This window comes from Psychrobacter sp. JB193 (assembly GCF_002285555.1).
Classification (GTDB): Bacteria; Pseudomonadota; Gammaproteobacteria; order Pseudomonadales; family Moraxellaceae; genus Psychrobacter; species Psychrobacter alimentarius.
In genome coordinates, this window is sequence record NZ_NRGY01000002.1 from 800,879 (window position 1) to 821,655 (window position 20,777).

General features: G+C 42.9%; 22 protein-coding genes and 1 tRNA gene. 9 read left to right on the forward strand and 14 right to left on the reverse strand.

The features are described 5' to 3' along the window. Position 1: 1 nt before the first annotated feature. The 11 genes from CIK80_RS11425 to CIK80_RS11480 form a co-directional block, all read right to left on the reverse strand. On the reverse strand, positions 2-862 hold the full coding sequence (locus CIK80_RS11425; protein WP_095570098.1) for a DNA adenine methylase: 861 nt from the start codon (positions 860-862) through the stop codon (positions 2-4). A 169-nt stretch (positions 863-1,031) separates the two neighbouring features. Then, complete coding sequence (locus CIK80_RS11435) at positions 1,032-1,472, reverse strand: phage virion morphogenesis protein (protein WP_095570100.1); 441 nt, start codon at positions 1,470-1,472, stop codon at positions 1,032-1,034. After that, entirely contained in the window at positions 1,469-1,876 is a 408-nt protein-coding gene (locus CIK80_RS11440) for a phage tail protein (protein WP_095570101.1), read from the reverse strand. The genes CIK80_RS11435 and CIK80_RS11440 overlap by 4 nt, the downstream gene beginning before the upstream one ends. Then, positions 1,873-2,463 (reverse strand): N-acetylmuramidase family protein, encoded by a 591-nt coding sequence (locus tag CIK80_RS11445; protein ID WP_095570102.1) that lies wholly within the window; start codon positions 2,461-2,463, stop codon positions 1,873-1,875. The genes CIK80_RS11440 and CIK80_RS11445 overlap by 4 nt, the downstream gene beginning before the upstream one ends. Next, entirely contained in the window at positions 2,463-2,792 is a 330-nt protein-coding gene (locus tag CIK80_RS11450; RefSeq protein ID WP_095570103.1) for a hypothetical protein, read from the reverse strand. The genes CIK80_RS11445 and CIK80_RS11450 overlap by 1 nt, the downstream gene beginning before the upstream one ends. Continuing rightward, on the reverse strand, positions 2,789-3,253 hold the full coding sequence (locus CIK80_RS11455; protein ID WP_095570104.1) for a hypothetical protein: 465 nt from the start codon (positions 3,251-3,253) through the stop codon (positions 2,789-2,791). Before CIK80_RS11455 ends, CIK80_RS11450 begins: the two co-directional genes overlap by 4 nt. Before the next feature lie 3 nt (positions 3,254-3,256). Continuing rightward, complete coding sequence (locus tag CIK80_RS11460) at positions 3,257-3,481, reverse strand: tail protein X (RefSeq protein WP_095570105.1); 225 nt, start codon at positions 3,479-3,481, stop codon at positions 3,257-3,259. Next, on the reverse strand, positions 3,478-3,918 hold the full coding sequence (locus CIK80_RS11465) for a head completion/stabilization protein (RefSeq protein ID WP_095570106.1): 441 nt from the start codon (positions 3,916-3,918) through the stop codon (positions 3,478-3,480). Before CIK80_RS11465 ends, CIK80_RS11460 begins: the two co-directional genes overlap by 4 nt. 104 nt (positions 3,919-4,022) lie before the next feature. Further along, positions 4,023-4,754 carry a phage terminase small subunit gene (gpM, locus tag CIK80_RS11470; protein ID WP_095570107.1) on the reverse strand — a complete coding sequence of 244 codons (732 nt, stop codon included), beginning with the start codon at positions 4,752-4,754 and terminating at the stop codon, positions 4,023-4,025. Between the two features lie 2 nt (positions 4,755-4,756). After that, a complete protein-coding gene (locus CIK80_RS11475; protein WP_095570108.1) occupies positions 4,757-5,758 on the reverse strand; it encodes a P2 family phage major capsid protein in 1,002 nt (333 codons plus the stop codon). 62 nt (positions 5,759-5,820) lie between these two features. After that, positions 5,821-6,708 carry a GPO family capsid scaffolding protein gene (locus CIK80_RS11480; protein ID WP_095570109.1) on the reverse strand — a complete coding sequence of 296 codons (888 nt, stop codon included), beginning with the start codon at positions 6,706-6,708 and terminating at the stop codon, positions 5,821-5,823. Between the two features lie 153 nt (positions 6,709-6,861). Here CIK80_RS11480 and CIK80_RS11485 point away from each other — a divergent pair, with 153 nt between their 5' ends. Together CIK80_RS11485 and CIK80_RS11490 are read left to right on the forward strand one after the other, a co-directional pair. Then, a complete protein-coding gene (locus CIK80_RS11485) occupies positions 6,862-8,664 on the forward strand; it encodes a terminase family protein (RefSeq protein ID WP_095570110.1) in 1,803 nt (600 codons plus the stop codon). Next, a complete protein-coding gene (locus CIK80_RS11490) occupies positions 8,661-9,668 on the forward strand; it encodes a phage portal protein (protein ID WP_095570111.1) in 1,008 nt (335 codons plus the stop codon). Before CIK80_RS11485 ends, CIK80_RS11490 begins: the two co-directional genes overlap by 4 nt. Positions 9,669-10,519: 851 nt before the next feature. Here CIK80_RS11490 and CIK80_RS11495 read toward each other — a convergent pair. The 3 genes from CIK80_RS11495 to CIK80_RS11505 all read right to left on the reverse strand — a co-directional run bounded on the left by CIK80_RS11495 (position 10,520) and on the right by CIK80_RS11505 (position 12,070). Further along, the gene (locus CIK80_RS11495; protein ID WP_095570112.1) at positions 10,520-11,248 is read right to left on the reverse strand and encodes a hypothetical protein; all 729 of its coding nucleotides are present in this window, start codon (positions 11,246-11,248) and stop codon (positions 10,520-10,522) included. A 227-nt stretch (positions 11,249-11,475) separates the two neighbouring features. Then, positions 11,476-11,805 (reverse strand): hypothetical protein, encoded by a 330-nt coding sequence (locus CIK80_RS11500; protein ID WP_062845178.1) that lies wholly within the window; start codon positions 11,803-11,805, stop codon positions 11,476-11,478. Between the two features lie 189 nt (positions 11,806-11,994). After that, a tRNA-Asn gene (locus CIK80_RS11505) sits at positions 11,995-12,070 on the reverse strand. A 483-nt stretch (positions 12,071-12,553) separates the two neighbouring features. Between CIK80_RS11505 and CIK80_RS11510 the strand changes: the two genes are divergently transcribed. From CIK80_RS11510 to CIK80_RS11540, 7 genes are all read left to right on the forward strand, one after another. Then, a complete protein-coding gene (locus tag CIK80_RS11510; RefSeq protein WP_062845978.1) occupies positions 12,554-12,898 on the forward strand; it encodes a multidrug efflux SMR transporter in 345 nt (114 codons plus the stop codon). 1 nt (position 12,899) lies between these two features. Then, positions 12,900-13,481 carry a TetR/AcrR family transcriptional regulator gene (locus CIK80_RS11515; RefSeq protein WP_257011760.1) on the forward strand — a complete coding sequence of 194 codons (582 nt, stop codon included), beginning with the start codon at positions 12,900-12,902 and terminating at the stop codon, positions 13,479-13,481. Positions 13,482-13,628: 147 nt separating this feature from the next. Continuing rightward, positions 13,629-15,131: a betaine-aldehyde dehydrogenase gene (gene betB / locus CIK80_RS11520; protein WP_095570113.1), complete on the forward strand. Its 1,503-nt coding sequence runs from the start codon at positions 13,629-13,631 to the stop codon at positions 15,129-15,131. Between the two features lie 142 nt (positions 15,132-15,273). Next, complete coding sequence (betA, locus tag CIK80_RS11525; RefSeq protein ID WP_095570114.1) at positions 15,274-16,974, forward strand: choline dehydrogenase; 1,701 nt, start codon at positions 15,274-15,276, stop codon at positions 16,972-16,974. A 269-nt stretch (positions 16,975-17,243) separates the two neighbouring features. After that, positions 17,244-19,289, forward strand: coding sequence for a choline BCCT transporter BetT (gene betT, locus CIK80_RS11530; RefSeq protein WP_095570115.1), 2,046 nt, complete (start codon positions 17,244-17,246; stop codon positions 19,287-19,289). Positions 19,290-19,487: 198 nt separating this feature from the next. Beyond that, positions 19,488-19,976: a M48 family metallopeptidase gene (locus tag CIK80_RS11535; protein WP_095570116.1), complete on the forward strand. Its 489-nt coding sequence runs from the start codon at positions 19,488-19,490 to the stop codon at positions 19,974-19,976. A 294-nt stretch (positions 19,977-20,270) separates the two neighbouring features. Continuing rightward, the gene (locus tag CIK80_RS11540; RefSeq protein ID WP_095570117.1) at positions 20,271-20,693 is read left to right on the forward strand and encodes a Replicative DNA helicase; all 423 of its coding nucleotides are present in this window, start codon (positions 20,271-20,273) and stop codon (positions 20,691-20,693) included. Positions 20,694-20,777: the final 84 nt, after the last annotated feature.

Below are 20,777 nucleotides of genomic sequence, written 5' to 3' on the forward strand. Positions count from 1 at the left end.
GTTATTGGAAACGATAGATCATGTGATCTTCGTATGATGAGTTCTTATTCATACAAGCTTTGAGACTAATTTTTTCGTAATTGCCGACTCGTTGCCACGTGCGCTTGTCACATTCTTGTACAAAGTCCAGATAAGAAAGTATCTCGCTGCGTGTACTGCTAAAAAATATATAGGGAGGTCTAACATATTGCATCAACTTCAAAAATTGCACCATTCCGAAATAGCCTGTTTGGGCGTAAGCACCTTGCTGGGTATTGACATAAGGCGGGTCAAAAACCAGTAATGTTTTTGGTTGATCAGCATACTGGGGGAGAAGTGTGTCGTAAGACTCGCAAACAACTTCTACACCGGTCAAATAATCATCTACAGCAGGAAAGTCGGTACGACGTAAGGTGTTATATAGATGGCTTGCATATAGCTCGTCTAAACTGGTCGCATGTTTGCCGGCAAATAATAACCATGTGGACAGTACTCGCAGATCAATATTACCTTCAAATTTTTTGATCACGTCTATAACTTTTGGCTTAATGGTTTTATCTAAAAGCTTTTGGCGTGGATAATCAGATAATACGTCCGTCAGTTGCTGGCGTAATCTATTACTGTCATCAACGTGCTTTAGGCGCTCAGAGTAATTGTCAAAGTCATTAAAGATAACTTTAGCTGCTGGTTTTAAATGCTTGGCATTATTGCTAAGTAGACCACTACCACCAAACACATCAATGATAGTCCAGCCTTCACCATCATTAGGAATATACTCATCAAGTACTTTGCGAAATGACTTTAAGAAAAATCGTTTCTGGCCAACAAAAGGTAACGGCGCTTTATGTTGAAGACTTGGTTTTACTACATTGGAATCGCTCATGAGAGTCTCTTTTAGTTTGAGACTCAAGGTCTTCTAATGAGACGCTCTTGGCGTTCTGTGTAGTGTTTAATTTTTTACAACGTGGACATTTAACGGCGACCACTGCCTCACCTGAGATGCGAGCTAATAAACGCCCACACTCAATACAACGAAAATCATGCATGATTAGTTACTCATTTAATAAAAATTCTCTTATCTCATCAATAATTAACTCAATATCATCATCGGACCAACCGATGGTTTTTCGCACTGGGTAGCGCGTGGGTTTTGAGTTTGGATTAGGCTTAATGGTTTTGCCAAATTGGTGGACGGCCATCACTTCAGCTGTGCGACCAGCAAAGCCAATCTCTGCATGCTTGCTGCTGTATGCAGTTTTAAGCATTTTTGGTAATCGTTGAAACATAGCGCCACGTTTGATGCTGCCAGCTTGGTCACGCTTACGAGGTGCAAATCGCTTTCCGTCTGGATCTTTCTGCGCTTTGATACGGTTTTTCCATACAATACGCATCTTGGTAGATATCTGACGGTTAAGCCTGGTCTTTTGCTGTGGGCTTAATTGTTCGTTTATGCGCTCAAGCCAAGACGCTAGTTCATCAAAATTATCGCTCATGGTAAAAATGCGTCAGCTTCGTTTTTGGTCACATAATTACCAAGTTCTTCAGACCAAATCTTAGGTGGGCAAAGATGATAGTCACCAGCTTCATTAATAACCAGTTTATCTACCAGACCGATATCAACGCTAAGATCATATGTCTCGGCATCTATGATCTCGCTGTCAAAATTCAAATCCGGTACCGGATAGCCTCTAGACTGAAACCATTTGCGGATAAAGGTCATCAAGCTAAAAGGATCATTATCACGACAATCAATAAATAAAAAGCGTGCGGTATAAGTAATGTCGCCAACGTTGGATGCCAGCTCACCATTCACTAAAAAAAGATGTACCTTATCAGCGGTCAGCTGTGACTCAAACTTGACCAGTAGATCATCTTTTAATTGCTGCAGGTATTTCATAGGTACTTTGCCTCGGCAGCTTCGAGTCTGCCGTGATAATTGGATTTATAGTAGTATTTACCGTTATATCCTTCAGCAAAACCGTGCCAATCTCCACGTTGCAGCTCATCAGATAGACCGAAATGCTCAATGTATCGACACATGGCCTCTAATTGCTTGGCTTCAGACTCGTACATATTGTTGATAAAATCTTGTAATGAGTCATAACCCAGCTCTTTCCACCAGTAACCCATCACTTGACCAACGCCCCAACTACATGCCTCTAAAGCGCTGTCGCGATGATACTTAGCAGCGTCATCTAAACGTTTGGTTTGTTCACGGTATAGACCATAGCCACCGGGTAGAGTAGGTTTCGGCCAACATAGATCAGAACGCTCTTTCATAGCGCGTCGGCGCACGGTGTAATAGTAATGCTCACCCAAACGCTCATAAAATACGTGGCGTTCAAATAGGATGGTTGGCGTACCATCATCGTTAAATCCGTTATCACGACCTTCAACATCAATAACGGCTCTCAATTTAGACGGACTGACACCTAGATCCTCAGCAGCATCATTAATATCTTTATCGTTTAATTTTTTAGACATTATGAATCCTTGTTAAAAATATGGTTTAACCGCGTATTAAAGCTTTGAGCTTTGGTTTCTTTGGCCTGCTTAACGAGTAAATGCCATGACAAATACATAGCAGCAACCAGTGCCAAGCAGCCACCACGTATAAACATATAGCGCACAGGCAGTCTGTCACCGAGGATACTAGTGTCATAAGCTAGGTAAACAAAACAAACCAGTGCATAACATGCTAATACTCGAAACAACCACCAGCCGACGCTGTCATGACAGCGTGTACGCATTAGCATCAAAAATAAGATAAGTGCTGCTAAAACCATCGCAGACACATTGATAATCACCATCATTTGCTGACTCCAAATAACTTAGCAGCCCAGTCCGGTAGTATCTCCACCATTTTTTCCGACTTAACAACCGCAACGACCAGGCGTAAAAAGAAATAGCCGATACCAGCCCACAAAAAGCTCACGAGTAGAACAACATCATCGCTGCTATCGATATAACCCATCAGCTCTAGACTGCCACGAGTAAAAAATAGTCCTGCACCAAAACCCAGTAAGATATGACCGATACTGGTGGCGCTCGGTGGAAACTTTTTATCCTCACCGAATGCCAAAAAACTACCTACAGCGCCAATGACAGTCGCGACCAACATAGATGGTGTAAGGAAGGGTAGAGAAGCAGAAATAGCCGTATCAGCCTTAGCATGTGAGATCGTTAAAAACATCCAGACGGCAATAGCAGCAAGCCATCCGAGCGCACAACCAATACGCATTAGCCAGACTTTTTTAGTAGTCGGTTTTTTCATTAATTAATCCCATAATTTTATAGTTGGTGCAGCAGCTGCGGCGTTGTCATTGGGCAAAGTAATCAGAGCTTGAGCCGGTAGCACAGCAAAGGGCGAATAAGAGATATTGCTCTCGATAAGTTTTGGCAGCATCTCTACTGATCGGTTTGCGTAGACTCTGTAAGCGATAGCGTCAAGCGTATCGTTTTGTGTAGCGCCTATCGTGCGCTGATATTGAGCGCTGCTCATAAGAGCTTCACACGATTGCGCCGACGGCCAGTCATGTCAGCGATGCTGTGACTGACGACACGGCGCAGACGATCAGACTTTGTTAGTTGGACGTCACCACTTATGGCACCTTGGCTTGTCGTGTCATAGTCGACGTAATTATCGGCAGCAAGAGCAGCAGCTTCGTGCATCACCGCACGTTTATAAGCGCGATTAAACGTATCTCTATCGATACGTTTTGTAGATAAGTGGCGCTCGAACGTGAGCAGACTAAAAAGGGTGGCAGGTAAGTCGCCGTTGACCGTGTCGTAAGCATTGACGATATAACCAGCGATTCGCTCAACGCCAATCGTCTTATCGATACGCATTAGCTCTACCATATCGTCTGTACTGATTGACGGTAGGTGCGCGTAAGGATTAATGACGTTTTTAGATTGAACTTGCTGATTGATCAACATGACATTACCTGCAAAATAAAAGAAAAGCGGTAGTCACTTTGACGTTGGTATGATGCGATCAGCAAATAGCATTGTCTTAGTGAGCCGCTTCCCGGGTGGGGACGTTACTCTCCAGCTTTGGTGAGCTGGGCGAGGTCTTTTTTGCGGCCGACTTTGTCATCAAGCTTAATTGCAATCTCATAAGCAGTAATGGCTTCGTCAGGCTTGGCATCTTTTAAGCTGTCACCAAATGCGCGATAAAGCTTAGCGCGGACTTGGTCTGGCATATCTTGGGAGGTAGTACTGTCGATAACACGCTGAATTAAGTCAGTATAGACAGCAGTGTCAGTGTCTTTTCTAATGCTTAGCAATTCATCTGACAGCTGCTCGACAAAGACGGTGGCCACGTCACGAGTAAACGGCTCAGGCATAACAAAATCGTTAAGCAGGGCATATTCGGCGATATCAGTCGCTGTCTTAAAATCATGAGCGTCCAGACACCAAACCATCAACTTGATGAGCATGTCATTTTGGCCACCGACACCCTCAGCGATAGTGCCTTCAATCCATGGCATATAGAATGGCAAGAACTCTTTCTTAAGTTCTACCTTATGACTGATCGACTGGATGTTTGATAGCTGCTGGTCATCATTCCAAAACTTAAGCTCAATGCTACCGCCAGCATCAGGGTTTGCATCGTTGGATTGCGCGTCAGAAACTGGTGTTGATTGGCTGACCATTGTTGTACCGGCACGGCGACCTAAGACCTGCGCTGATAAGCGCGGGTCATTGTTAGCAGCTTTGGCTTTTTTAGAGGCGTTAGTACGAATAAAGTGTTCGCGTAAAGAATTACTCATGATTAACCCTCCAACACAATATTTTCAATCAGTACTGTTTTGCTATAGTCTTCAACGACATAGCACTCATTAACTGATTGATAATCAGTGGTACGATCCCAGTTAGGCTCATCAATAATGTGACGGCGCTGCGACCCACGTAATCTATAGATAGACAAGTTGTCATGGGTAGTAATAAGCAGACCGTTAGGCACGAAGAAGGCTGGAGTATCTACTGGCAGCGAGCCAAGCTGCTGTTTTTGATATAACGCATTGGCAGCGATTTGCTCCATCGGAGAATGGTTTTGGTTAAGCAGTCCGACGTACTTATCAGAAACCAATTCGCTACTAGTGATAGCAGTCAAACCTTTTGCTTTGCGGTGTTGCTCTGCAATTAATTCGTTTTTGGCCATTTCAACCAAAGCGTCCATATTTTTGAACTCTTTGCCAGCACCAATGGTGATGCCGTCAATATGACGCTCAGGATTGTAGGCGCGAATCTTTTCAAGCCAACCAATATTCACGTCGTTCAATAATGGATACAGGTCTTTGTTTGATGTTTTAGCGCGATGAGTGCCGTTAAAGCCAATGCGTTGCATGTCTTCGGCAACAATCGCAACAGCAATAGCAGCAAGTTTTTGCTGGAAATCAGGTAGATAACCCCAGTTATCAATGACTTCATAGTCGTAAGCGATATCAGAATTGGTCTTGGTACATAGATAATCGTCTATCGCTTCAAGGTTAAAAATGTCAGAAGGACGACGTGGCTGAGAACGTGTATCGGTAGTACTGGCTGCTGTTTTATTTCCACCAAGACCTAGTTTTTGACCATGCGCGTTCTTAACACCTTGAATATTAATTTTGCTAAGAAAATCGGTAACTTGACGATAGGCAACTATAAGCTTTTGCTCAATAGAAGGAGCAACATTGAAAGCTGCATTAAAGTTTTGCGCACCATTGACGCGTGCAACTTGTTGTTTGTACTGCTCAAGTTGCAAAGCTGTTTGCGGATCTAAAGTAAACATAAAAGTCCTTTGAGGTAAAGAGATCTAAATATCTAAGAGCACATCATTCGATGCCGGCTATATTAATACTCTGTTAGTTGAGCACCGCCACCAGTGATAGGAGGTGTATTCGTTAGATTGGTAGCTGGTTGAGTAGAGAGCTGAGTCTTAAATTCTTCAAATTCAGCCTTTAACTCAGACAATTTTGTTTGCAGACCTTCGTTTTCTTTAGCAAGGTCACTCGTTTTTTCATTAAGCGTTTTAAATGACTGCAGTACCAAATCTTGCTCTTGAGCGCTCATGCCAGACTTTTTCGACGCAAACATAGTGGATAGCTTTTGTAAAAAACCATCACCTTCAGCTTGGTTGCTGAGATCTTGAGTATTTTCAGGCTGCTGCTTTGGCTGATCTTCGGTAGTAGTGTTATCTGCTGCCGGGTTTGATTTATCTTTAGTCATAAGAATAAGCTCTTGGTCATTAGGGTCGGTGCAAAGTGCATCGGCATTACGGTTAAATTTAAGAGGTTCGATGCCACGAGAAGCAGGTTGATCGGTGACAGCCAGACCGACTAAGTAAGCGCGGTCTGTATCTGCAAACTTCGGATAAAACTCAATAGATGTAAAAATCTTTTTACCTTGCTTGTTTGCCTCAACCAAATCCGGTAGTACAGATAACGTCGCATAAAGACACATTAGCTGCACATCAACACCATTTTGTTTAAACGTTTCCATTTGATGATCAACTTTAATGATGTCACCCAATGCACCTACATCGTAATTGCTGTTGAGTCCAGACCAGCGACCACTCATGTGTTCACAGTTAATACGAGCCGTATATTCAACCGGATCATATGTCTCAGACATATCAATAATTTGCTGTTGAGATAAAGATCGACCATCAACAGTTTGACCTTCGCGTGCGACGCGGAAGCGTTTTACAACTCGTTTGCCGGGCAATGCAGTGTCAGCCATAATTCATCTCAGTTATTAAAGTTCAGTGATTTCTAAATAGGCTTTAGTGTGTCGGTTAAAGGGGTTTAGGGGCAACTGATTGATAACCGCAAAGCCGTTTTACGGTTACAAACAACGTGGTTGTAGGGGTTACGCGCTATAAGCTATAGCCCTATGACTAATGACAAAACTGACACTCCAAATATGATGACAGACGGGAATCGCGAACACGCGAAGTTGCTGTACGCGCAAGGTTTGAGCGTCACTCAAATATCAAAAGAACTGAATGAGCCGCGCCCGACTGTTGGTAGTTGGAAAAAGCGTGATAAGTGGGAGCGTGGAAGTGTTTTTGAAAATATCACGTCGGCAATGCAAGCAAGGATGCTTGCTCTGATTGGTATGAAAAATAAAAGTAATGCCGAATATAAAGAATTTGATTTCTACACCCAGCAATTAGAGCGCATGGCAAGAATCAAGCGCTACAACGAAGGTGGCAACGGCGCAACACTTAATCCAAAGCTATCTAATCGCTATAAAGAAGATCGCAAACCAGCTGTTAGGAACTTATTTACAGAAGAGGATATTGATGCGCTAGAAGAAGCGTTTAACTTGATGCTTGAGCCGTATCCCTTCCAGCAACGCTGGGTCGAAATATTAAACGGCAATAAAAAGCATCGCGCTGCGCGTATCTTTATGATGCTAAAGTCGCGACAAATTGGCGCTACGTATGTTGTCGCTCTATGGGCATTGATAAATGCCTTACGCACTAAGAAGAATAAGATTTTTTTATCAGCGAGTAAGGCACAAGCCTATCAGTTCATCGAATATATTAAATCGTTTGTTTTTGAAATACTTGGCAGGAATATTGGTGGGGAGCCAATTGTACTGTCATTAGAAGACAATACGCAGGTCAGTCTGTATTACATGGGCACTAACGCATTGACGGCTCAAGGTCGGCATGGCGATGTAATCATGGACGAGTTTTTTTGGATTCGAAAATTTAAAGAGTTTCGCGCTGTCGCATCAGGCATGGCGTCACAAAGTCATTTTCAGCAAGTCTATTTATCTACGCCAAGTAGCGTATTGCACGAAGCGTATGCTTTTTGGACAGGTAACGATGGTGTCAATAAAAAAGACATTGATACATCACATAGCGCCTTAAAGTCTGGTCGTTACTGTGACGATGGCAAATGGCGTTTAATCGTCACGATCAAAGATGCGATTAAAGGTGGGTTTGATAAGTTAGATATAGCACAGCTCTTATTGGAGTACACACCAGAACGATTTGCCAACCTGTTCATGTGTGTCTTTTTAGATGATAGTAACAGTTACTTTCCTTTGTCAGTACTGCAGCCGAACATGGTTGATAGCTGGGAAATTTGGAACGACTTCACGCCAATGGGCAGCAAGAAATTTGCCAAACCTGTTTGGGTAGGGTACGACCCAAGTTTCACAGGTGACAAACCAGCGTTGGCAGTCATTGCACCACCCGAAAAAGAAGGGCAGCCATACCGGGTGCTTGAGCGCATGCACCTCGACCATATGCCACCGCATGTCCAAGCTCAGCATATCAAAAAGGTTTGCGAACGCTACGACGTTGAATTCTTAGGTATAGATACCACAGGAGCAGGGATATCAGTCGCTGAACACGTCAAAAAATTCTTCCCAAATTATACTGCTATTAACTATAGCGTCGAGAGCAAAACGCGTATGGCTCTGAGAGCTAAAGAACTATTTACTAGACGTAAACTACACTTCGATGCTGGCAGCATTGATATTGCCAAAGCCTTTATTGCTATTAAGCAAGCACTGACTGGTAGCCAACGCCAGATGACGTTTGTCAGTAGTCGATCAAAAGAGACTGGTCACAGTGATGTGGCTTGGGCAATCATGAACGCGCTCGAAAAAGCTCCACTTGCTAGTACAGATCAGATAAACGATGGCGTCCATAAATCAAGAATTAAGGTACACAGATGACAAATACAGATGAAAAGACCGGCTCTAGCAAAAAGATAATTATGCACAGCTTTGGTGATCCTGAACCAGTACTTGATGGTCGCAGCATGTTTGAGTACGAATTTTGCCCGATGTATCAAAATCACTATGAGTATCCTTATGATATTGATGCGGTGGCCAAGCTGTATCATGCGACTAGCCATCACACTAGCGCGTTGATCACCAAACGTAATGTTTTGGTCAGCTTATATAAACCGCATCCAAAGCTAAGCCGAAAAGCTTTCATCAGTCTAGTTATTAATTTACTGGTGTTTGATAATGCTTATGTACAAGTTGTTCGTAACAGACTTGGTGGCATATTAGAGTTACGACCAAAGCTTGCACGTAATACAAGAAAGGCAATCAAAGGTGATAGCTACTATCATGTTGATTATCGACAGGGCGCTGCAATCGAGTATAACGAGCAGATCATCCACTTATATAATCCGGATATCAATCAAGAGATGTACGGTGTACCAGACTATCTGAGTAGCGTGAATGCTATCACACTCAATGAAGCAGCTACTTTATTCCGTCGGCGCTATTATAAGAACGGCGCTCATGCCGGTTACATCTTGCATGTATCAGATCCGCTATCGACACAAGACGATGTCGACGACTTAGAAGATGCCGTACGAGAATCTAAGGGGGCTGGTAACTTTAAGAACTTATTCATGTATACGCCAAACGGTAAACCTGATGGTGTAAAAGTGATTCCATTGGCAGAGGTCGCTGCAAAAGATGAGTTTGCTAACATTAAGATTGCATCTCGCGATGATACTTTAGCTGGTCATCGAGTACCGCCTCAACTTATGGGAGTGGTACCGAACAATGCAGGTGGTTTTGGGGATACTAAGAAAGCTGCAGAAGTATTCTACTACCACGAGATCCTAACATTACAAAACATGTTGCTCGACATCAACGACCAAGTAGGTGAGGAAATTATTTCATTCAACGAATACGAGCTGACTAAGTCTCAAGAATAAATTTATTTTTTAAATTAAAAGGCCACTCAAAATGAGTGGCTTTTTTTTGTCACCTGACCATGCCAAAAATCGCTCCCTCCCGCCCGAGTTCCGCATACTTAATGCGCTCATTTTAATGCATCAAAATGACCCCAGAATGCCCACAGCTGTACGGTGTCTGTATAAAGGGGTGATGCAATATGATGCATTTTGATGCGCATTATGCAGCGATTTTGGAGCGCTTAAATATGAGGGCGATAAAAAGAAAAGGTAATAAAGGTAATAGTCGGTAATAGCGGTTGTAAGTATTTGATTTATATATCAAATATTATTACCTCTAAAAGGTAATAAGAGGTAATTAAAAAGGTAATAAATTATAAATTATAATAAAATCAATGGTTTATATTGTGGGGTATATTACTTTTAATATAGGTAACTTTTTACTTGTATATTACCTTTTTATTACCTTTTAGCAAATCGCTATAAGCCTTATAGATAAAGAGATACAAGAGAATAGATTATAATTATTACCTTTATTACCTTTTTATTTGACCATGTGAAATATCTAAGCATTAAACAAAATTATTCCTTGCCGTACATTCTTGGAAAAATTTGGATAGAGCCGTGGGCTGGGCATGGGCTGGTGCATACCGTAAATAGTAGGGAGTGTTATAGCTGTAACCGTTGATTTATAAGGGTTTTATGTTTTAGTTACTGGAGCAGAGGACATATACAGAGGTTTCGAATCTCTCCGTCTCCGCCAAATTCGAAAAGCCCCCAATCAATAATGATTGGGGGCTTTTTTTATACGTATATAAAATGGCTTCACATTGAGGTTAGTTTTATTTATATTGGACTGACTATACTAACGGTTACTTCACAAGTGACTGAGCAAATTCGATTGTTTCGCCATCTTCTAATACAAGAGTGCCTTCACTAATCTCAATAGTCATGTCTTTCGAGTTTTTTATGGCTCGCATGACGTTGATGTCTTCAATACTACTTTCAATGACTATTTTTCCAGATTGCTCTGGCTGAATGGGTGGCTCGAACTCAATCAATGGAACGTTAAAGTGCTTGCCCTTCTTTAAATTGGCATCTTGCATGGTCAACGTACCCTTAAAGCTTTGGATAGCGACTTTACCGTGGTTTGATAGCATAAACTGTAGCTTTACTTGGTTCAAACTATCGCTATCGCTACTTTTGACGGGAAGTAGGGCAACAGGATAATTCAGAGTTGGGTTAGTGGCTTGCTGATGCGTCACAATAGGGCTTTTTTTACCCGTTGGGTTATTAGGATGCAAACGCTCATATTCACGCTGTTGTATGAGCGCTTTTTCAATAGTAGTACGCGGCATCGCGCCCGACTCATAAGCTTCGCTCAGCTTCATGCGCAGCATATATCGACTCAGCAATTGCTGGTCAGACTCAGGAAGTTGCTCTAAGGTTGCCCCCAACTTTTTTTGCCATTGATCTGAGTCAGTTGGTATGGTTTGTTTGGTCGGGTCTGTTTGTGGCTGCGAGCAGCCAGGAGCGATTGCTAGTATCGATAAAGTCATCGTTAATAACAAAGCTTTGTTGAAACGCTGATATGAATTCATTATCGTACACCTCCTAGTAAATGCTCATCAATAGTAACAACTGTTTTCTTAATATACCGTGTTTGATTGTCTGTTGTGTTTAATTATGGCTAAATACTGTAGGAAACTTAATATAGCGATAAAGAAATAGGTGTGGCGCAATTCATAGAGAAAAGAGGCACAAAAAAAAGACTGAGCGCCTGTCGGAGCACTCAGTCTTTTTTAATGATGGTCTGCTATATGTGCTTTTAGTCGTTGTCTTGAAGCTCAGATAAAGGATGAGTGATGTTATTATTATGCGTGTCTACGATGGCCTGATCAATGATGTGCTGACTCACACCGCGTTTGCGTAGTGTTTCGATAAAGACTTCATCGTGTGCCAAGGTGTAATCCTGATGGTCACGATCAAGACCTTGGCGAATGTATAGGCGAATAAGCCCTTGAATACGTTTAAAGCCCAACTCTGTCGACGTTGATTCTAATAAGGCAATCATCTCTTCAGACAGGCGAATACTGATCGGGCGCATGATTTTTTGCGGATGATCAGAAAACTTATTTTTTACACGTACAGGTATCATAATAAACCATTACTTTTAGTGAGTAGGAGTAAAGCACTCAGACAAAAAACAAACCAATCAAAACTAACCTTACCATACAACAAAAATGCTTAAAAGAACACCACGGTTGCGCGAATATTATGATCAGTCATTACAAAATGGTGGCAATAAAAAAACCTTCATCATTAAGTGATGAAGGTTTTTAGTATATGGCTCTCCAACCTGGGCTCGAACCAGGGACACACGGATTAACAGTCCGTTGCTCTACCAACTGAGCTATTGGAGAATAAGCTGTCATAACAGTAAGCAGTTTAAGCTTTATAAAAGCCTAATCGCTTGGCTTGTTTGCGTTATGTGGGGCACATTTTAGCCAAGTCGTCATAGGCTGTCAACCTTATTATGCTATTAATTATGAATAATATCGAAATTTATCAAAAATAGTCTTTTAGCCTTTATTCCACATATTATCTGGGACGGGTTTTATCCCATGTATTTATCTAGGTATTCCTTTATTAGTGCGGGTTTGAGGCACGTAATCCATGCCAATTTTTTATAAAAAAGTCGCTCGGTAAGGTCTGATTTTTCCATACATATTTGAGTCGAAACCGGTAAATAGCTGATATTTTTGAGTTTTAAAGCGATTCAATATCAAGAAATACCATATTCACCCTTCACATTACAGGTTTCTTGCTATAGAATACCGACCGTATGGTTTCTTTTGATGGAAACTTTAATCACTGATGCTCAATTTGAGACGGGTACTTTTAACATGAGTCCAACGACTATTGCTTATGTCTATCTTGCCGCTGCCATCACTTGTGAAGTCATTGGTACGACTTTTCTTGCGAAATCAGAACAGTTCACACGTTTGGTACCAACGCTCATTATGTTTGTGCTTTATGCGCTCTCTTTTTATGCATTGACGCAAACGCTAAAAGTAATACCGCTCGGCATTGCTTATGCATTGTGGGGCGGGTTGGGAATTGTACTGACTTCGCTCGCGAGCGTGTTCATCTTTAAGCAAAGTCTTGATGCAGCAGCAGTGATCGGTATTGCTATGATTGTTGGTGGCGTCATAGTAATGAATTTATTGTCTAATTCTGTGGTGCATTGATATGAATATAGAAACGGAAAATGCTCATAAGCGTAAAAAACAACCAGAAGTGGTTCGACGAGCCTTACTAGATCAGGCAGCACGCATCACGCTAGAGCAAGGGTTGTCTAAGGTGACATTTCAAGCGGTCGCTGATGCAACTGGCGTGACTAAAGGTGGCGTCATGCATCACTTCGCCACCAAAAATGCACTGGTGCTTGAAGTATTCAATGATGCCATGGCTAAGTTTGAAGCAGAAGTAGATGCAGCGATGGCCAAAGATGCTGTGTCTTATGGCTCTTTTACTCGTGCCTATATAGATGCCACCATCAGTTTGGGCGAGAAAGGGCAAGAAGAGTTCGATAATCAAGCGACACTATATGTGTTGATGCTGGGCGACAGTGAGCTGCGGGCATTATGGGCCAAATGGGCAAATGAGCAGTTGAAAAAGCATGAAGCCACAGAAAATACCGAAACCTTATGTATGGTGCGATTGGTTGCTGATGGTATTTGGCTCTCTGATTTTTCAGGCATCAACATATCGGAAAAACAGTCATTACGTGACCGCTTAATCAAAATGACGCAGCGTGATTTTGATCAATAAAAATAGAGCGATCAATCACCGTAAAACACGATAATTTTATTTTAATATGCAAACAATGGCGAACTATTTGGTTTGAGTGATTAGTTAATTGATCAGTGAATTGATCAATAAATAACGCTCACCAGTCGTCGTAAGGAGAACATACTCATGACAGATTCAATCAACGTAACAGACATCATTGATTTACAGCAAACACAAACCGCCTATATCAACGGTCGCTATCTACCTGTCGATGCATCGCTCACCACGTTTGAAGATATCAATCCAGCGACTGGCAAGGTCTTGACAACCATCCAGCAAACCACCCTAGAGCAGATTAATGACGCCGTGCAAGCGGCTAAGCAAGGCCAAAAAATCTGGGCTGCAATGACACCTGTTGAGCGTAGCCGTATTTTATTGAATGCAGTGGATATATTACGTGAGCGTAATGATGTGCTGGCATTGCTCGAAACAAAAGACACTGGTAAAGCGTACTCCGAAACCAAGTATGTGGATATTGTCACCGGTGCCGATGTTGTTGAGTATTATGCAGGCCTTGCGCCAATGATAGAGGGTCGTCAGATTCCACTGCGTGACAGCAGTTTTGTTTACACACGCCGTGAGCCACTGGGTGTGGTCGCAGGCATTGGTGCATGGAACTATCCTATTCAGATCGCAATGTGGAAGGCCGCGCCAGCATTAGCTGCTGGTAATGCGATGATTTTTAAGCCTTCTGAAGTCACGCCTTTAACGGCTTTAAAACTGGCAGAAATTTTCACAGAAGCAGGACTGCCCAATGGGGTGTTTAATGTCGTGCAAGGCAACTACGAAGTCGGCGAAGCACTCACTCAGCATCCAGATATCGCCAAAGTATCGTTTACGGGTGGCGTCCCAACAGGTAAAAAGGTCATGTCCAGTGCGGCTTCATCATCTCTTAAAGATGTAACGCTAGAGCTTGGTGGTAAATCGCCATTGATTATATTTGATGATGCCGATATTGATACGGCGGCTGACATTGCGATGATGGCGAACTTTTATAGCAGTGGTCAAGTATGTACCAATGGCACACGCGTATTCGTACCAAAAGCGCTACAAACCAAGTTTGAACAAGCTATTTTGACTCGTGTTGAGCGTATCAAGCTGGGCGATCCGATGGATGAAAACATCAATATGGGCCCATTGGTGAGCTTCCCGCATATGGAAAGAGTGCTGGATTATATCGAGCAAGGTAAAGCCAGCAGCGCACGTTTGCTCGTGGGCGGTGAGAGAGTCACGACTGGCTCACTAGCTGACGGGGCTTTTGTCGCGCCGACTGTCTTTACCGACTGTCGTGATGATATGACTATCGTCCGTGAAGAGATCTTTGGCCCTGTCATGTCGATATTGACTTACGAGACTGAAGAAGAAGTCATTCGCCGTGCCAATGATACGGATTATGGTCTGGCAGCAGGTGTGGTGACCGCTGATCTAACACGCGCTCATCGTGTCATTGCTCAAATCGAAGCAGGCATTTGCTGGTTGAACACGTGGGGCGAGTCGGCAGCACAGATGCCAGTTGGTGGTTATAAGCACTCAGGTATTGGTCGCGAAAATGGCGTTGAAGCGCTTGAGCATTATACTCAGACAAAATCTATCCAAGTAGAATTGGGCGCATTTGAGTCCGTATTTTAAGAATTTTATTGAAAAAACACTTAGACAGTAGGGTTTTATTGAGGCGCATGTGCTTTTTTATTCAATCCTACTGATAGTAAATGATTCATTTTTTAATACTGATTTTTCAATACTGACCTTTTTTAAGATTATGGAGTATTTTATGACATCAACCACACCTGAGTATGACTACATTATCGTCGGGGCAGGTTCTGCAGGGAACGTCTTGGCCACTCGCTTGACGGAAGATGCAAACATCAAGGTATTACTACTAGAGGCGGGTCGCCCAGATTATCGACTGGACTTTCGCACGCAGATGCCAGCTGCGCTTGCCATGCCTTTGCAAGGAACCACCTATAACTGGGGTTATAAAACCGATCCTGAACCTTATATGAACAATCGCGTGATGGACTGTGGCCGAGGCAAAGGTCTTGGTGGTTCATCCTTGATTAACGGTATGTGTTATATCCGTGGTAATGCATTGGATTTTGATGATTGGGCGAAGTTAGACGGTCTGTCAGATTGGACGTATCTGGACTGCTTGCCGTATTTTAAGAAGTCAGAAAATCGTGATGTTGGCGAAAATGACTATCATGGCGCAGGTGGCCCTGTTGAGATGACCACGTCAAAACCTGGGGTAAATCCACTGTTTCAGGCCATGATTGAAGCAGGCGTGCAAGCTGGGTTTCCGGCTACTGATGACTTAAACGGCTATCAGCAAGAAGGTTTTGGTCCGATGGATCGCTTTGTCACACCTAATGGTCGCCGAGCGTCGACCGCTCGCGGTTATCTGGATACTGCGAAAACGCGTAGCAATATCACGATTTTGACGGGTGCGTTGACGGATGTCATCTTATTTGATGGTAAGCGTGCTGTCGGTGTCAAAGTCGAGCACCAAGGTCAGACCAAAAACTTCTACGCCGCTCGCGAAGTCATTGTCTCATCAGGTGCCATTGCTTCACCGCAATTGTTGCAGCGTTCAGGCATTGGACCTGGTCAATGGTTAAAAGACTTGGGCGTGGCAGAAATCCTAGACTTACCAGGAGTGGGCAATAACCTTCAAGACCATCTTGAGTTATATATGCAGTACGAATGTAAGCTGCCTGTCTCCATTGCGCCTGCCAACAAGTGGTGGAACAAACCTGCCATTGGTGCGGAGTGGTTATTCAATGGTACAGGGCTTGGCGCTTCCAATCAGTTCGAGGGTGGCGGCTTTATTCGCACGGATGAAAAATTTACGCATCCCAATATTCAGTATCATTTCTTGCCACTTGCGGTTCGTTATGATGGTCGAAGTGCCAGTGACTCTCACAGTTTCCAAGCACATGTGGGTTCATTGCGTTCACCCAGTCGTGGCCGTGTCAAGCTGACCTCAAAAGATCCAAGCGCGCATCCAAGTATTTTGTTTAACTATATGTCTCATGATCAAGACTGGCAAGAGTTCCGTGCGGCCATGCGTATCACTCGTGAGATCATGCATCAGCCAGCGCTTGACCCTTACCGTGGTCGCGCGCTTTCACCAAGCGAAGACTTGGTGACCGACCAGCAGTTAGATGACTATGTACGCGAGCATGGTGAGACGGCTTACCATCCTTCTTGTACCTGTGCGATGGGTGAAGGTAATGATGCTGTCGTCAACGGCGAAGGTTTGGTACATGGTATCGATGGCTTGCGTGTCGTCGATGCGTCTATTATGCCCAATATCATCAGTGGTAATTTGAATGCCACCACCATTATGTTGGCAGAAAAAATTGCTGATAAGATGAAAGGCGTGCAACTGCCACGTTCGACGGCGGATTATTATGTTGCCAATGGCGCACCATTGCGAGCCGAACCGATGCGTGACTATAGCTCTATCGTATAAGAAGCCTATTTTAATTGGCTGTAAAGATTATCAGCAAAATAGTGAGATAAGACAACTTCAAAAAAAAGACCTTTTCAAACAAAGGTCTTTTTTATCAGCGCTAACGTAGCTCATGTATTAAATGAATTGCAATTAATATAGTTAGCGTTGTCTCGGTTATTTGTATAGCCATTTCTTATTTATTGGTACTGCTTTGTGCGTCATGCATCCAGAAGGTTATAACGGACAAAGCACTATCACAGTGTCTAATTTACTTATTGAGGTCGTTTATGTACAGCTCGCCATCAGAAGATGCGACAAAACCCTTAACCCTAAATAAAGTCGTGTTTTTAGGCTCCGCTATTATTTCTATTTTATTAATAATTTGGACCATTGTTTTTCCAGATTATAGTCAAACGCTACTTAGCTCAAGTATGGCGTTGGTATCAGCGAATTTTGGTTGGTACTATATGCTGGTCGTGGCCGCTTACAGCATATTTGCGTTGTTTGTTGGTTTTTCTAAGTATGGTGATATCAAGCTGGGTCAAGACCATGAAAAGGCTCAGTTTCCCTTTTTAGCGTGGGCCGCCATGCTTTTCTCGGCGGGTATCGGTATTGACTTACTGTTTTTTGGTGCATCTGAACCCTTGATGCACTATTTGACACCGCATGCCGGACTTGAGCCTGCTAGCTCTGAGGCTATGCGTCAGGCGCTTGCACAAACCTTTTTGCATTGGGGTTTGCATGGTTGGGGTATTTACGCCCTCATCGGTATGGCGCTAGCGTATTTCGCTTATCGTAAGAATATGCCGCTTGCGCTGCGTTCACCCTTGACACCCATATTTGGCGAGCGCTTGATTAAAGGCTGGCTTGGTGATGGTATCGATACCTTTGGCGTTGTATGTACATTGATGGGAATTGCGACCAGTCTGGGTATTGGTGTTTTGCAGGCCAATGCTGGCTTGACCCATGTATTCGGTATCGAATCTAGCAAAACCGTTCAAGCCTTGATCATTGTAGGCGTCGTTGCTGCTGCTGCGGTCTCTGCGATGACAGGGGTTGAAAAAGGCGTACGCCGCTTATCTGAATTTAACATGCTGTCTTCGATATTGTTACTACTTGCCATATTGATTATGGGCAATACCGTTTACTTGTTAAATGCGTTTACACAAAATATTGGCCAGTATTTTCAAACCATCGTTGCAAAAACGTTTGACGTTTATGCTTATGATGGTGCCGCTGGCGCTGAGTGGAAATCAGCGTGGACAATATTTTTCTGGGCATGGTGGGTGGCTTGGGCACCGTTTGTAGGCTTGTTTATTGCTCGTATCAGCCGTGGTCGCACCTTACGTGAATTCGTGTTTGGCGTGATGTTTATCCCGCTTGGTTTTATCTTTGCATGGTTCTCTATCTTTGGAAACTCAGCGATAGACTTGGTTGCCAATGGTGCCACTGAGCTTGGTGAAATCGCGGTCAATGATGCAGCCATGGGTATGTTTGCGCTGTTTGAGTATTTTCCGTACAGCAGCGTCTTATCATTTGCTGGTGTGATTATTGGTTTGATATTTTTTGTGACTTCAGCTGACTCAGGCGCTTTGGTATTGGCAAATCTGAGCTCAAAAGGCATGACCAATGATACAGATGCGCCCGTCTGGTTGCGCTTGTTTTGGGCGGCAGCAACGGGTCTTATCACCTTGGGCTTATTGTTTGCTGGTGGCTTTGCTTCATTGCAGTCGGTCTCTGTGATTGCTGGTCTGCCATTCTCATTGATCCTTGTGCTTTATATGATGTCGATGTGGAAATCATTGAAAGAAGAGGGCAATAAACGCAAAGCCAGTACGATTGGCACAGCAAACGTCCTCGACAGTGGTAAAGGTTGGAAAGCTCGCCTGCAACGTATTGTGAGCTTCCCTGGACACAAGCAAGTCGAAAGATTTTTGCAAACGGTAGTGATGCCAGCAATGACCGAAGTGGAAAAAGAGTTTGCAGCAGGCGGTCTTAAAACAGCTTTGGATATTCGTAACCTTGATAGTATCGGTCAAAATATCGATGCAGGCATAGGTCAGGACAGTGGTCAGATAGATGGCCTAAAATTGCGTGTTGGTCATGGTGATGAAGATGACTTTATTTATGAGGTTAATTTGATCAAAGCTGAACGCCCGAATTTTACACTGAATACGTCAAACAAGCAGGCAGAGTTTTATTATCGTGCTGAGGTGTTCTTAAGTGAGGGCTCGCAAGAGTATGACTTGGTTGGTTATACTAAAGAGCAAGTATTGGTTGATATCCTAAATCAGTATGAGCGTCACTTGCAGTACTTACATCTTGAGCGTTAACTCTCTGCTTCGGTGAGTTACCAATGTATGTACAGTAAGTTTAAGTAGTATTTATAAATAACAACCCCATAAGCTACTTTTGGCTTATGGGGTTTATTTTTGAGAACGGATGAAGGAGATATGAAGTAAAATAGAAAGAGGCGGTCAATACACGTCAAAGACATAAGCCAATCAAAGGTAAGAGCTAAGGACAAACCTGTGACAACATTAAAATATATCGCTCATTATTCTGAGCAAATACAGACGCAAGCGGCGCTGCTAATCAGCGATGGGAGGCTGGGTGAGTATTTAGAAAAAAAGTACCCAAATCAACATGAAATAAAAAGTGACAAAGCACTGTATCAGCATATCAATGAGATAAAAAATCAGTATATGCGTAACGTCGGCCCTTTATCCAATGTCAGTTATAGCAGTAAATTAGCCGTGCTGAAACATGCACTAGGTATTCATACCACTCAGTCTCGAGTACAAGGCAGTAAACTCAAATCACACAATAGCATCACGGTGGCTAGCCTATTTAAGGACGCACCGCCTGAGTTTTTACGGATGATTATTGTCCATGAATTGGCGCACTTCAAAGAGCATGATCATAACAAAGCTTTTTATCAATTATGCTGTCACATGGAACCCGATTATCATCAGTTTGAGTTAGACACTCGCTTATGGTTGCACTGGCGAGAGCAATAAATTTTATTATCAAGATTTCAACGCTTTATTTATCGCAAACAAACGCCTGAGTTCATGACATCTTGTGTTATTTTGATGAGGATTTCATCATACATCTCAGTAGCACTGTATCGGTTTTAAAGTAAATCGACTTATTTTTCACGAAACTGTTTTGGTGTGATTGCGTATAAATATGCGCCAAGCGTCCGCGTTTCGTCTATGATGGCAGATTCTGACGGTTCTTATTTTTCTCATGTCTAAAATCCACTGTCATCTAAAAACTCCCTAAAGAATAATATACAAAGGTTATGAGTAATGATTAATACCAAAATATATAAAGCGATTTACACCTTGGCTGAAGACTTGCTAGAAGCGGATCGCAAAGGCAATCAAGCAGAATTCGATACACTATATGCAGAGCTAAAGGCCATTTGTATTGATAACGAAAACACCGATAAAGACCATCCAGAGCAGTGGGAGACGCTTGCAGATTTTACTGAAGACTTGGATGAAGCGTTGGTTATCTATGAAAAAGCACTGACGAAAGCGATAGCTATAAATTCAAAAGATCATATGTCATCGATTGCGTTTTCGATGGCGGTTCTACAGCTTGAGATGGGTGACACAGAGGCTGCCATCAAAAGCCTACAGAATGCCAAAATCAGTGCCAATAAAATTGAAGACAAAGAGTTCAAAGTTGAGATAGATGAGATGCTTACTAAATTGTTGCCTGAGTAGTCGAGTCGTAAATCATAAGCGATCAATGACAAGCTTACCAGCAAGAAGGCAGATTGCGTGGCTAAGAGTGCTATTAGTCAAATG